General features: G+C 29.7%; 16 protein-coding genes, 1 tRNA gene and 1 pseudogene. 4 read left to right on the top strand and 14 right to left on the bottom strand.

The genetic code is table 11. The annotated features are described in order from the left end of the window. Positions 1–3: 3 nt before the first annotated feature. From J3U23_RS04550 to hemA, 5 genes are all read right to left on the bottom strand, one after another. Entirely contained in the window at positions 4–798 is a 795-nt protein-coding gene (locus J3U23_RS04550) for an acid phosphatase (RefSeq protein ID WP_267338627.1), read from the bottom strand. Positions 799–934: 136 nt separating this feature from the next. After that, a tRNA-Leu gene (locus tag J3U23_RS04545) sits at positions 935–1,021 on the bottom strand. A gap of 99 nt (positions 1,022–1,120) precedes the next feature. Continuing rightward, positions 1,121–1,363 (bottom strand): zinc ribbon domain-containing protein, encoded by a 243-nt coding sequence (locus tag J3U23_RS04540; RefSeq protein WP_065563429.1) that lies wholly within the window; start codon positions 1,361–1,363, stop codon positions 1,121–1,123. A 113-nt stretch (positions 1,364–1,476) separates the two neighbouring features. Continuing rightward, on the bottom strand, positions 1,477–1,725 hold the full coding sequence (locus tag J3U23_RS12070; RefSeq protein WP_065563430.1) for a DUF1289 domain-containing protein: 249 nt from the start codon (positions 1,723–1,725) through the stop codon (positions 1,477–1,479). A 30-nt stretch (positions 1,726–1,755) separates the two neighbouring features. Further along, a complete protein-coding gene (gene hemA, locus J3U23_RS04535) occupies positions 1,756–3,027 on the bottom strand; it encodes a glutamyl-tRNA reductase (protein WP_267338626.1) in 1,272 nt (423 codons plus the stop codon). 156 nt (positions 3,028–3,183) lie between these two features. Between hemA and lolB the strand changes: the two genes are divergently transcribed. Together lolB and ispE are read left to right on the top strand one after the other, a co-directional pair. Next, positions 3,184–3,804 (top strand): lipoprotein insertase outer membrane protein LolB, encoded by a 621-nt coding sequence (gene lolB, locus J3U23_RS04530; RefSeq protein WP_267338625.1) that lies wholly within the window; start codon positions 3,184–3,186, stop codon positions 3,802–3,804. Positions 3,805–3,815: 11 nt separating this feature from the next. After that, the gene (ispE, locus tag J3U23_RS04525) at positions 3,816–4,655 is read left to right on the top strand and encodes a 4-(cytidine 5'-diphospho)-2-C-methyl-D-erythritol kinase (RefSeq protein WP_267336840.1); all 840 of its coding nucleotides are present in this window, start codon (positions 3,816–3,818) and stop codon (positions 4,653–4,655) included. An 82-nt stretch (positions 4,656–4,737) separates the two neighbouring features. Here the strand turns inward: ispE and J3U23_RS04520 are convergent, their stop codons facing one another. Beyond that, complete coding sequence (locus tag J3U23_RS04520; RefSeq protein WP_081299555.1) at positions 4,738–5,388, bottom strand: DUF421 domain-containing protein; 651 nt, start codon at positions 5,386–5,388, stop codon at positions 4,738–4,740. A gap of 301 nt (positions 5,389–5,689) precedes the next feature. On the opposite strand from J3U23_RS04520, the gene J3U23_RS04515 reads away from it, so the two are divergent. Next, positions 5,690–6,271, top strand: coding sequence for a bifunctional transcriptional activator/DNA repair enzyme AdaA (locus tag J3U23_RS04515; RefSeq protein WP_267338624.1), 582 nt, complete (start codon positions 5,690–5,692; stop codon positions 6,269–6,271). Further along, positions 6,247–6,732, top strand: a complete 486-nt coding sequence (locus tag J3U23_RS04510; RefSeq protein ID WP_267338623.1) for a methylated-DNA--[protein]-cysteine S-methyltransferase — start codon at positions 6,247–6,249, stop codon at positions 6,730–6,732. Before J3U23_RS04515 ends, J3U23_RS04510 begins: the two co-directional genes overlap by 25 nt. A gap of 222 nt (positions 6,733–6,954) precedes the next feature. On the opposite strand, the gene J3U23_RS04505 is transcribed toward J3U23_RS04510, so the two are convergent. The 8 genes and pseudogenes from J3U23_RS04505 to J3U23_RS04470 form a co-directional block, all read right to left on the bottom strand. Beyond that, on the bottom strand, positions 6,955–7,305 hold the full coding sequence (locus J3U23_RS04505) for a hypothetical protein (protein ID WP_267330336.1): 351 nt from the start codon (positions 7,303–7,305) through the stop codon (positions 6,955–6,957). A 572-nt stretch (positions 7,306–7,877) separates the two neighbouring features. Beyond that, positions 7,878–8,555 (bottom strand): hypothetical protein, encoded by a 678-nt coding sequence (locus J3U23_RS04500; RefSeq protein ID WP_267330335.1) that lies wholly within the window; start codon positions 8,553–8,555, stop codon positions 7,878–7,880. 113 nt (positions 8,556–8,668) lie between these two features. Beyond that, positions 8,669–8,842, bottom strand: a pseudogene (locus J3U23_RS04495) (RHS repeat-associated core domain-containing protein); the annotation flags it as partial. A gap of 49 nt (positions 8,843–8,891) precedes the next feature. Then, entirely contained in the window at positions 8,892–9,503 is a 612-nt protein-coding gene (locus tag J3U23_RS04490) for a hypothetical protein (RefSeq protein ID WP_267338621.1), read from the bottom strand. 30 nt (positions 9,504–9,533) lie between these two features. Continuing rightward, positions 9,534–9,665 carry a hypothetical protein gene (locus J3U23_RS04485; RefSeq protein ID WP_267338620.1) on the bottom strand — a complete coding sequence of 44 codons (132 nt, stop codon included), beginning with the start codon at positions 9,663–9,665 and terminating at the stop codon, positions 9,534–9,536. Between the two features lie 108 nt (positions 9,666–9,773). Then, positions 9,774–10,313 carry a hypothetical protein gene (locus tag J3U23_RS04480; RefSeq protein WP_267338619.1) on the bottom strand — a complete coding sequence of 180 codons (540 nt, stop codon included), beginning with the start codon at positions 10,311–10,313 and terminating at the stop codon, positions 9,774–9,776. After that, positions 10,303–10,464 (bottom strand): hypothetical protein, encoded by a 162-nt coding sequence (locus J3U23_RS04475; RefSeq protein ID WP_267330332.1) that lies wholly within the window; start codon positions 10,462–10,464, stop codon positions 10,303–10,305. The genes J3U23_RS04480 and J3U23_RS04475 overlap by 11 nt, the downstream gene beginning before the upstream one ends. A gap of 216 nt (positions 10,465–10,680) precedes the next feature. After that, entirely contained in the window at positions 10,681–10,926 is a 246-nt protein-coding gene (locus tag J3U23_RS04470; RefSeq protein ID WP_267338618.1) for an RHS repeat-associated core domain-containing protein, read from the bottom strand. Between the last annotated feature and the right edge of the window lie 1,619 nt (positions 10,927–12,545).

Here is a 12,545-nt window from a genome sequence, read left to right as displayed (position 1 = left end):
CTATCAATTTTTTAATAAACTATATTGATGATTAACTTCGTCAATTGCTTTGCGAAGATCTTCTTGAAACTGTGGGATAGTTTGTAATTTTGAGTACTCCACTGCCCCAACCATTCTACCGGCATTTACGTCGGTCTGCCAATGGGCCCCACAAATCATTCTGCTTTGACCAAATTCATAGCCTCGTTTGATTAACGCTTCAGCATGTGAAGGTGAAATTTGAGCTAGAACTAAAGCTAATGTCCAACCATAAGCGGTATGACCTGATGGAAATGAACCATTTTGACGTAATCGTTCTTCTTCATCAACAGGCTGGCAAGAGTGATTACCAAAATAGACAAAAGGACGTTTTCGCATATAAAACTCTTTAGCCGTTTTAGTGGCATTATCAGCAGAATCAACCAATAAATCACCAAACATTTTATATAAAATGGGTGTTGTTTCGGGTGATATTGTAATACCTAAAGGTTCAGAAAAAATTTCAGCTACATTTGCCGTATGCAAATCAGCATCCTTTGTTGCTTGTTTCCAGCGATCAGTATCTTTAAGATTATAACCATGTAAATAGGCAATCTTATCTGCTTCAAATTCAGGCGTACCTTCTTGAGGATAAATAGGCAAGTATTCTTTACTACTAACGGCTTGATCGGCAGTATGATATGTAATCCCAACTTCATGACCAAGAAAGTCTTCGGTTGATCCTTTTTGAAAAGCAAATAATGATGAAGAAAATATTAAAGAACAGTAGAGTGTTGAAATGAAAATTGTCAATTTTCTAACATTTATTTTTTCTGCCATATTTTACTCCTATTACCAAATTAATGATTAAACAGGCTTACTTCGGAGAACTTGGAAAAATTTTGATGATAATAATAACTTTATTTAGTATTAATTTTTTAGGATTTGGGTGAGCAATTGAAATATGATCTATTATTGGTGCCAGTGGTCGGACTCGAACCGACACGCTTTTAAGGGCGGCGGATTTTGAATCCGCTGCGTCTACCAATTTCGCCACACTGGCATCTGAAGTGTAAATAAGTAAACGTTGGCAATTATACTAAGCTTTGTGATATCTGCAACAGATATTATTATAAACACAGTTAGTTGCCTAAAATTTCTACTACCATTTACGTTTCCAAGCAGGTAATTTTTTTAAAATAGTATAAGCGGTCTCTTTTGCCACTAAATAATCAACATTATGGTTATTTGAATATTTAAGAGTAACTTCTTGCCATTTTTCATCAAAGGTTTTCATTGAACCATCTGAATGAGCGCAATGTTTACAGTAGTTTTTCGACAAATCATGTAAAGGATAATCAGCAATAGCTGTCATTGGCATACCACAAGCAATACACATTTTCATATTTTAAATTCCAATTAATTTGCAGGTAATTAAAATAAATTGACTTAACCTGAATAAAAATGCTACTCCGAGTTTAGATTGAATACAAGATATATAAGAATGGCTATTTTTTATTAGAAAGTGAAATCGATTTGTGCAGTATTTATTTGATTATTATTTTGTTGTTGTAATAATTGATAGCGGCGTCTTAATGCCCTTTGCTTACATAATCGCAAAATTTCTTGTTTTTGAACATCTGAAAATTTTAACCAATTGAATCTTTCCTCCCTGGAACGAAAGCATTTGATGCAATAACCTTGCTTATCTGTCTCACATACTCGTCTACATGGGCTTTGTATGTCAAAAAATTCAATTTGATCCAATCTATCTCTTCCTATGAAGATCAACAACTATTAAAGCTCTTTTAAGCCTAATCCTTTACTTAATATTTTAAAACAATCATCACAATCATGTGTTGCCGCTTCAAGCAAAGTTTGTGTTGGTGCATGAATCAATTTATTAGTCAATTTATGTGAAAACTCAAAAAATACATCATCAATATTGGCACCTTGTTTAATTGCTTTTAACGCTTTTAATTCTAATTCACGCTTAATAACTTGTGCATTATGGCGATATTGCTTTACATATTCAACAGCATGTCTGGTTTTTAGCCAATCGATATACAACTCAGCTTGCTCATGAATAATATATTCAGCTTCATTGGCGGCAATAATCCGTTGTTCTAGATTGTTCTGAACGGTTTGTTGCAGATCATCAACAGTATAAAGATAAACATTTTCGAGTTGACTAATTTCTGACTCAACATCACGAGGAACGGCTAAATCGATAAATAACATTGGATTATTATTTCGTTCATGTAGTGTCCGTTCAACCATCCCTTTGCCAATAATAGGTAAAGGACTAGCAGTTGAACTAATGACAATATCAACCTCTTTGAGTCGATTAGCAATATCGGGTAAAGAGATGATCTCAGCATCAATAATAGATGCTAATTTTAGCGCTTTATCTCTTGTTCGATTAGCAACAATAACATGTTTGAATCCATGAGGCTTTAAGTAGCGAGAAATAAGCTCAATGGTCTCACCTGCTCCCACTAGCATTACACTTAACTCAGACACATCAGAGAAAAGATCACGCGCAACTAAGCACGCCGCGTAAGCTACCGAAGCAGTATTTGCTCCAATATTAGTTTCTGTTCGAACAATTTTGGCTACATGAAAAATAGATTGAAAAAGTTTTTCGAGTTGAACTGACAAACAATTATTTTGCTGAGCAAAATTATAAGCTTGTTTTACTTGACCAAGAATTTGAGGCTCACCAATAATTAACGAATCAATACCACAAGCAACAGACATAAGATGTTCGACAGCTTTCTGGCCTTCATAGCAATATAGTGACTTATTAAAAACATCCAAATCAACGTGATGAAATTGTCCTAACCAATTTTCAACAGATTGCTTTACTCGAAAAAAATCTGCCTCATCCTCATAACTTAAGTAAATTTCTGTGCGATTACAAGTTGATAAAATGACGCACCCAGTAATTAAAGGATGCTGATATAGACTGTATAATGCCTTATCAATAATCTCATTAGAAAAAGCAATTTTTTCTCTTAAAGCGACTGACGCACTTTTATGGTTTACACCCAATACTGTAATAGACATTGCATTGATTCTTTTATAATAGTTTATAAAGCGTCTAAATTTAAATATTATAGCTAAAAAAATAATAAAGGTTAATTACAGTTACTTTTTCTTATTCGCAAAATTATCAGCTATAATATGCCCTACTTTTGACCATAACTACTTAAGAGTTATTTTATGACAAAAATCAAATTTGCGTTACTTTTTATATTGCCATTAATGATTACTGCATGTCAAACAACAAAATACCAATCTAATGCATCAATCGAGCAACAATGGCAAAGCCATAAACAGATACTTGAACAAATTAATTCTTTTAAGGTTAATGGTAGTATTGCTCATACTGGAACAAAAACGAAAAACTATGGTCGTTTCCTTATTATTCAACAATCACAAGATAATTATGAGGTCAAATTAACGACACCTGTAGGCACCAATATTTTAACACTAAAGTCGGAACCAAACTATGCCGAATTAGTGGATAAAAATGGTGGACATTATAATGATGTTAATATTGAAAGATTAATGAAAAAAGTTTCTAACATCAACATTCCTCTTAACTCTTTACATAATTGGTTAAAAGGCTTTTCTGATGATAACCAAACCGATAAATTAGATAACTCAGGTAGGCTTGCATCAACATCTTTTATGCAAAATAACAATAAATGGACATTAAAGATTTTGAGCTATGCAACTTATACTTTCAAAAATAAAAAAGTTGATTTACCAGCCATCATTGAACTTTCACATGATGATGAACTTATTCGCTTAAAAATTAGCAACTGGACGTTAAACTAACGGAACAGAATATGAAACATTGGTTATCGCCAGCTAAATTAAATTTATTTTTATACATTACTGGACGTCGTCCAGACAATTATCACAATTTACAGACATTATTCCAGTTTATTGATGTTTGCGACAAACTGACTTTTAATGTTCGCAATGATGGTAAAATAAGATTATTAACTCAATTTGAACAAGTCCCTGAAGATAAAAATCTAATCACTATTGCAGCTCAGCGGTTAAAATCCTATGCAAATAATAGTGAACTCGGTGTGGATATTGCTATAGAGAAAATGATCCCAATGGGTGGAGGACTTGGCGGTGCGTCTTCCAATGCAGCAACAGTTCTTGTTGCTTTAAACCAATTATGGAATTTAAATATTGAGCAACAAACTTTAATAACAATAGGCCGTTCAATTGGAGCGGATGTGCCTATTTTCATTTATGGTCACTCAGCATTTGCTGAAGGTATCGGCGATCAGTTTCAACAAGTTGATATTCCTCAATATTGGTATTTAGTTAGTTGTCCTAATATTGAAATTTCAACAGTTAAAGTATTTAACGATCCTAAATTACAGCGTGACACACCTAAACGAACTATTGAACAATTAATGTCAATTCCTTTTGATAAGTTTACTAACGATTGTGAACCTATTGTGCGTGAACGTTATCCTCAAGTCGATCAGCTTATATCGTATTTGTCCCAATTTGCTCCAACAAGGCTAACTGGGACAGGAGCATGTGTTTTCACTCGTTGTGATTCTAAAGAACAAGCATTGTCGATACAAAATGAGCTGAAATCCCTCTCAGTCAAAAACTTTATAACTAAATCACTAAACTTATCACCGCTGTATGCAGATTAATTAATTTTGTTTAACATGATTAACCATATAAATATAACTAATTTATATGGTTAATCACCATAAAATCGAAAAAGTCCCAACCTTAGTGTATAGCATCATTTGGTATAACAAAAAGATGATGATCATAATACTCAACGCAATAAAGCCCTTCAAAACTTTTATAACCTTGATCAGCTAACGCGGATTTTAACCATTTTTCATCCTTACCTAGTTGCTCTAAAACATTATCAACGGGTTGTTCGTTTTCTAATACAATGACGGATATGTCCTTATCCCCTTTTTTTACTATTGATAATTGCCCATTAGGCTCCAAAATAGCTTTTTCAACACAATGAATGTTGAAAACATTCTTCATTCTGAGTAGTACTGCAAAACTAGCCAAATCTAAATTAATCGAGGTGAAAGCATCTAATTTTAATTTTCCATGATCCATTAATATAATTGGATTACCAACAATAAAGGCTTTAGCATTTTGGCTTCGTTTTTTTAAATAATTAGAGGTATACATGATTGCTGTCCACATCAATAAGACAACAATAAAATCATATATGGTCAATTTAGGATTATAGATAATCCCACCGGCAATCCCACCTAATATCATATTCCCTATAAAATCAATACTCGACATTTGCGACAGTGAAGTTTTACCTGTTATTTTTAGAAATAAAACAATACATATAAAAACAACCAATAACTTTAAAGCAATAATAATAAAATCCAGATAGTTAAGCATAGTACTCTCCAAATGTTAAAGACCTAAGCTAGTAAAACAATAAATATTAAAGTTAATACTGAAAACCTATAAAATTTTAGAAGAGATTTTAATAAATTAGAAAATTTGATTATATAAATCATGAGTAATTGAGTGACGCTTTAATATTAGATTGATATTGATTAATTTATCAATCTATTTTTTTCATATCGATAAAAAATATAATAAAAGATTAAATAAAAATAGTTGTCAATTTTGCGAAACAAATGCTTTTTTTAATAAGCTTGATCCATCATTTAACAGTTAAAAATTAAGATATAAAATGCTTAATCAAAAAGAAATTTATTACAAAGCGTTACTTGAAAAAGATGAAAGTTATGTTGGAGTTTTCTATGCTGGAGTTAAAACCACTTCAGTTTTTTGTATTGCTACTTGCCGAGCCAGAAAACCAAAATTTGAAAATGTTGAATTTTTCTCTTCATTCAAATCAGCGCTTGATGCGGGTTATCGACCTTGCAAAATATGTAGACCCACTGAAAACGCTGCACCTGACGAAATAATTAAAGCAATATCATTAATTAGCAATACTCCTAAAAATAAGATTACCGATTATCAATTAAGACAAAATCAATTAAGCCCTGAAATCATTCGCAGATGGTTCAAAAAACACTATGGGATCACCTTTCATGCTTATCAACGAATGTATCGAATTAACAATGCTTTTCAAGAATTGAAATCAGGAAAAAATGTAATTAATACTGCAATGGATAGTGGCTACAACTCCTTAAGTGGATTTGGTTACACCTACAAAAAAATCATGAAAAAATCACCTTCAACTAGCAATCAACAAGACATCATTTTAATTGCCCGTTCGGCCCAATGTTTGTTTGCGCAACTAGTCTAGGAGTTTGTCTACTAGAATTTGTAGATCGAAGAATGCTAGAAACCGAATTTGAACAACTACAATCTCTACTTAAAATGAAGATTACATTTGGTGAAAATGAACATATTAAACAAACTAAAGTTCAAATTGCCGAATATTTTAAGGGAACAAGAAAAGATTTTACCATTGCCTTACATACCCCAGGTACGTTATTTCAACAAACCGTTTGGGATTGCTTAAAGCAAATTCCTTATGGTGAATTAACTACCTATAAAAAACAAGCGCAAAAGATTAATAAACCACAAGCAATCCGAGCCGTAGCCAGCGCAAATGGTTATAACCGAGTTGCGATCATTATACCTTGCCATCGAGTAATCGACACAAATGGCGAACTTATTGGCTATGGAGGTGGATTAGAAAGAAAAAAATGGTTAATTGAACATGAAAATAGAATCATAAAATCAGATACACACTCAAATTAATAACTATTTTTATCTAAAAAATAGATTAAGTTAACAAAGTTAAAAGAGTATATTAAAAGGATTGATGAGAACAGCAGGATTGAGGATTCTTAACCATGAAAATAATAGTTTCCTTCAAGTTTTATCGGGTCTTGGCTAATATATAAGCCAGTTTCAGAATTATAATATCGTAACTAATTATGATAAAGCCCCGTTTCATGTTCCAATGTTATAATTTAATTATTAACTTTCATCTTCTATTTCCTCTAAAAATATATCCTGTAGATTTCCATTAAGTTTTTTTCCTTTATATGAAAATTGGAAATCTTCCTCTTGCCCTTTCAGATAACTGACACCATCAATAATACCTAATAAATTAGAAATTGTATCTGTAATTGATAATTTTAAAAAAGATATAAATTTATCTTTGTCTTTTACATCTAACTTATTATAAAGAGATACTCCATATTTCCATTCCCCTTCTGGTAATTCATCTTGTTTATTATCCAAATTACTTAAATTGTCTTTATAATGATCTAAATTATTTTTTAATACTTCTATAATTATATTATTTACAAATTCTACATCGTTCATATTTATTTACATTTTATTTTAGGTTTTTTAAACGCTTCAGGACACACTTCTTTATTAAGCTCTATGAGCTCTTTTAGCTTTGAATTTGGAATATCTGGATATACTCTTTTAAGTTCCCTAATTTCTCTAGCTAATAAATTTTTGCCGTATTAATTCCTTTTATACTCCTTTAAACTACAGTGTTTGTTATAAGATTTTTTATTGTATAACCCTGCTTTAGGAACTAATTTTTAGCTGGTGCTTTTTCTAAATCGTATTTAGGTATAAATTTACTCATTAATCCTCAAGAATTCTTAACTAATTTACCAAATCTTATTGATTCCTGATGACAAGAATTTAGGTTTTATGCTTAACTCTATTTGTATTATCGAGTAAACAGACCTTTTAGCGGAAACGGAGTGTAAAGGGCTTACGCTCTGCCATTCTACGTTAGATTTTTATAACCTTTTTTTGCTTGTTAAATCCTTACTCCCTAATTCGGAATGAGAACTTTTAGACCAGTTGAATAATATTCTAAATTTAAAAAGCCGACTCATTGAGTAGGCTTTTTTATTTAGTTATTAATGTATTATCTAATTTTCTAAAATAATTTCTCTAATTTCAAAACCAATAATATTATTTTCTTTTAATGCATAAATTAGGTCTTCTGAAAAAAACATACCTTTTCCTTGTATATTAATAATATCATAATGATACTTATTAAGTAGAAATAGATTCAATGCTACTAGATTAAAATTTATCTCGTTATAATCTTGATAACTTTTGAAGTTAACTTTTTCATTTCTTTGTGTGTCATAAAAAATGGATTTTTTTAAATCTATTTCGGTATCAGGAATCATCGGAAAACCTATCAAATAAAATTTATCATTTTCCCATCCTTCAATACCTATATTAATTTTATTTAATAATGATGGGATTTTATACATTTTAATTACATCATAAGCCTTTTCTGAAATTATATAATTTAATCCAAATTCATAAGGCAAATAACTTATAAAATCTGTTCTTTTTATTTTTTTTCGCGTTGGATAATATTTTATTGAAGATATTTGTTCCTCATTAATAGATTTGAAAGTTTTTAAAAAAACTCTGTCTCTATTATTTAAATTCTCATCAATATATTTGTTAAATTTATTTTTTTCCTCTTTAGAGATGAAAGATTTATTTTCTTTTAATTCTAATTGTGCTCCACCATTATTAATTCCAGTAATTACTGGATCATAAGAAACATCGAATTTTTTATATTTCATTTTTTTCTATATTATTTAAATCTTGTGCTTTTTTAGATACATTTTGTATATAACAACTACCATTCTAAATTTTTTCTAAATTCCTTAAATATCAGATTGGGTATAATATGATGTAAATCCAACCCCAGAGGATCAACCATCGTATTCGAATCATACACATTTGCATAAAAATTTGGATTGTTTCCTTCAAGTTTTATGGGGTCTTCGCTTATATAAGTTCCTGTATTACTGTCGTAATATCGGAAGCGGTTATAATAAAGCCCCGTTTCAACATCCTCATACTGCCCTAATATTTACTAAGCCAACTTTTATGAGTTGGCTTTTATTTCAATATTGTTAATCAACAATTTCAAAATTTATATTTTCAGGAATTTCTGAATTAATGGAAAAATCATCTACTTTCTTTAATTCAAAGCCAAGCCCATAGTCTTCATCATCATTTACAGGTTCGTTATGTTTTATCCTTTTGTATCCATGTAGCGTAACAAGATATTTTCCTGAAGCAAAATTTATTTTTTGAGCTTCATAATAAAACGACTCTTTGCCTTCTACTCCATTTTTTGTAGTATAACCTAAAATGTTTTGAGTAAATTTATTTATATCCCATGCATTAAGAACATCCATGCTACATATCCAAAGTTCATTTTCATTTATCTCTAAATTAAAAATTCCTTTTTCAGCTATTTTAGTCCAATTATTAGCTGAAAAATAAGTTTGTTTTTTATTTTCTGTTATAAAGTCAAAATAAAATTGATTAAAGGACATTGTATTTATAGGTAAGATAATTCCCTTTTCAAGAGTATCATCACTTAACAATTTATTTTTATTAAAAAAGTTAATTAATGATTTACTTTTTATCTTATTTTTTTTGAGATATTTTGAAAAGTTGTTTAAAGAAAACAAACATATCCCATAGCTTCCAGAATCTATTTTATTAATTTTATTCATAATATTATTTACAAGGAATATTTTTACTTTTTATCTTTTTTTTATTTCTTCTAAGGCTTCTAATGGAGTAAGGTTCTTTTGTACAATTCGTCCATTTTTTCCTGGAAATTTTAAGACAACTTTTGCATCAATATCTTTATATGCCTCTTTTGCGGTTTTCATAAAATCATCTAAATTCCCAGTGAATTTACTACCCTGCCAAGGAATTATTTTTAACTCATTACAGTAGTTCAAATATAAGCAAATGCACAAATTTATTTATAGGGTTAATTAATGCTGACTTTTAATTTTTTTAATTAATGTTTTTGCAGTATTATTTAAATCTTCATAAGGTGAGTCTAAATATTTTTCTATGATATTTAGAGTTTCATTATCAATTCCTATTTTGTATAGATCCCAAAGACATTTCTTCCATATGGGGACCATAAATGTCTCTATATTATTAGTATCATTCTTATCAAACTTGTTAATATTTAGTATTTCTGAAAAATACTTTTTATTTTTTACACTTATTTCTATTGAATCTAATAGTCTTTCTAAAAAAGAATAGGATATCCAATCTTTTGTTATTAACTCTTTATAAATTCTATCAAGTTTATTTTTAATATACTCATCATCATGCAAATATTCTTCTATATCCAGATATACTTCTATCTTATCTAAGTCTTTTAAATTAATAGATTCCAATAGTTTTCTATAAAAATAATCTCTATTTTCGTTCAGATTTACTGGATATTTCATATAAAATGATTTTAAATCTATTTTATTAGTCAATAAATTATAAATTAAACTTTCCTCTTTAGATACCATGATTATTTACTTTTATGCTTATATTATCGATACTTACGTCATCAAATGATATAATATTTTCATTAAATATATCAAGTTTTTTGCCTAGTCCAATATTAATTTTGACATTCTTACCAACTTTTTCTTGCTTAAAATATGCAGAAGTTCCCATTCTATCCAGATTTTACTAACTTTGATTGATCTCTAACACCTATGTTTTCTAATACCTCTGTAGTTTCATCTATCATGGTAAATTTATAAATTCCCCCCTGTAATTATAAGAAAAATCCTGAGTTTGAAAGGTAAATTTTTTTTGTTGGAGATAACTTCTTTATTCTTTCTAGTATTTAAGCATGTTATTTAAAGATAGCTCTGTAAAATATTTAATCTAATCTGACGGGTCAACCATTGTGTTCGAGTTATAGGTATAGGCATAAAAATTCGGGTTGTATCCTTCAAGTTTTATCGGATCTTGGCTTATATAAGTTCCTGTATTACTGTCGTAATACCTAAACCGATTGTAATAAAGCCCGTCTAGTTCCTTATCTTCGTACTGCCTCAGTTGCCTGAACGGAATAAACGGCTGATTGTTAAAGGTATCTTCCCGAATTATGCCATAGATGTCAAATTCCACCTGTCAAACCAGCTCACCTTTATCACAATAGGCCTGAATCGGTCTGCCCAAATAATCCTATACAATTGAGTAAGACTTGCCCTCGCATAACTTAGCAGTAGGAAGATAGCTTTACACTTCTTAATTTTTAAAATTAAGAATTTAAAACAGCTCGAAAAACACTGAAAAAACAAAAAAGCGCTAAATCGCCAAAAATACGTAAAAAAACATTCTCAAACCGCCAAATACAAATTGATAGTTTGTAAAAAGGTGGAAATGTTGAACAGTAAAGGGATTTAAGCAATTTTTATAAATGCGTGGCTTTGCCACTCCTTTTTTTGCCCCTTTTTTATTCCGCTTTTAGAGCGGAAAGGAATTAAAAAAACCGCTTCAATCAAAGCGGTTGAACTATTCAAAGTCATTTCTTCTACGAAAAAAAGGTTTTTTAAATCTATTTATATTGTTTTATGGATATGTATCTAAAAAGCCTTTTGGAGTAGGATATTTTGAAAAAAAGGTAACGTAATTTTTATCTAATTCAATATCAAAAATTTTTATGTCTGAATATTCTAATGCAAAATTATACTCTTTTAACTTCTCTTCTAACTCATCTGAAAGTGATATACTAAATAGACTAACACACTCCTAATACTCTTTAATTACATTCTTTATTTCTAAAGAAAAATGATTTTCTATAATTAATGCTTTATAAAAATACTGGTTCTGCTGAACAATATCAGTTATCCTTAAATACTCATTTATATATTTCTTATTTAAAGATATAATTCTATCTTCTTTTCTTGTGATACTCATAATTCTATGAACATTTAAATTTACTTGACAAATTCTTTAAATTGCCATCACTAAATCCATCAGCACTATCAGGATGTATCAATGTTGCATGTGAATACCCTATACCTTTTGAAGGGTTATAAATTACATCAAAACCTTCTTCTCTTATACTTTTTGCATCTATTTCTGCAATATTTCCATCATTAATAATATTATGTAATCGAGTAGTTTTAGTAAAGCTTCTTTAGTACTACTCGCTTGAACTATTTAAAATTTCAAACCTTATTAAGGTCCTTATCCCCGAGGAAGAAATGGAACTACTGGACAAGCTGAACCGTTGAAACACAAAAACAGAAAAGCCAACCCTAAAGGTTGGCTTTTTGTTATGTTTTTTTATAATATTCATACCATATATTAACATAGTAATCTATTAAATCAGTTTTCGGATAATCTAAAATGAATCTTGGATAGGCTGGATCATATTGTTTTTTATCCAAAATTAAACTCATTTCTTTTAATTCATTTTTTATATTGATTAAAGCACCTCGTGATAATTCCTGATAAAACTCACCTTCTTTAAGATGGCTTAAAATTTCATTTGCTTTTACAATACCTTCCTCACAAAGTTTCTTTACATAAGCTTTTTTTCAGGACTAGCCTTTTTCATAAATTTTATATTAAAATTAATTAGAATAAACTTCCATATTTCCAAGGTTCCCAAACGAACATATGCTCTACACTTCCAACCCCTCCGCTTTCTTATCCCTAAGGAAGAATTAGAGTTGTTAGATAAACTAAACTCTTAAAAGAAAAAATTCAACTTTAAAGTTGGATTGGTTTCTAATATT

It is taken from the genome of Gilliamella sp. B3367 (genome assembly GCF_026536825.1).
Taxonomy (GTDB): domain Bacteria; phylum Pseudomonadota; class Gammaproteobacteria; order Enterobacterales; family Orbaceae; genus Gilliamella; species Gilliamella apicola_E.
Note: the sequence above shows the minus strand (reverse complement) of the source record. Positions and strands in the feature narration are given on the sequence as shown.

Coding starts and splice junctions, on each gene's coding strand:
- J3U23_RS04480 (WP_267338619.1), bottom strand. CDS start 10,313: ATGGTATCTAAAGAGGAAAGTTTAATTTATAATTTATTGACTAATAAA.
- J3U23_RS04475 (WP_267330332.1), bottom strand. CDS start 10,464: ATGGGAACTTCTGCATATTTTAAGCAAGAAAAAGTTGGTAAGAATGTC.
- J3U23_RS04515 (WP_267338624.1), top strand. CDS start 5,690: ATGCTTAATCAAAAAGAAATTTATTACAAAGCGTTACTTGAAAAAGAT.
- J3U23_RS04510 (WP_267338623.1), top strand. CDS start 6,247: ATGTTTGTTTGCGCAACTAGTCTAGGAGTTTGTCTACTAGAATTTGTA.
- ispE (WP_267336840.1), top strand. CDS start 3,816: ATGAAACATTGGTTATCGCCAGCTAAATTAAATTTATTTTTATACATT.
- lolB (WP_267338625.1), top strand. CDS start 3,184: ATGACAAAAATCAAATTTGCGTTACTTTTTATATTGCCATTAATGATT.
- J3U23_RS04490 (WP_267338621.1), bottom strand. CDS start 9,503: ATGAATAAAATTAATAAAATAGATTCTGGAAGCTATGGGATATGTTTG.
- J3U23_RS04540 (WP_065563429.1), bottom strand. CDS start 1,363: ATGAAAATGTGTATTGCTTGTGGTATGCCAATGACAGCTATTGCTGAT.
- J3U23_RS04505 (WP_267330336.1), bottom strand. CDS start 7,305: ATGAACGATGTAGAATTTGTAAATAATATAATTATAGAAGTATTAAAA.
- hemA (WP_267338626.1), bottom strand. CDS start 3,027: ATGTCTATTACAGTATTGGGTGTAAACCATAAAAGTGCGTCAGTCGCT.
- J3U23_RS04500 (WP_267330335.1), bottom strand. CDS start 8,555: ATGAAATATAAAAAATTCGATGTTTCTTATGATCCAGTAATTACTGGA.
- J3U23_RS04485 (WP_267338620.1), bottom strand. CDS start 9,665: ATGAAAACCGCAAAAGAGGCATATAAAGATATTGATGCAAAAGTTGTC.
- J3U23_RS04550 (WP_267338627.1), bottom strand. CDS start 798: ATGGCAGAAAAAATAAATGTTAGAAAATTGACAATTTTCATTTCAACA.
- J3U23_RS04520 (WP_081299555.1), bottom strand. CDS start 5,388: ATGCTTAACTATCTGGATTTTATTATTATTGCTTTAAAGTTATTGGTT.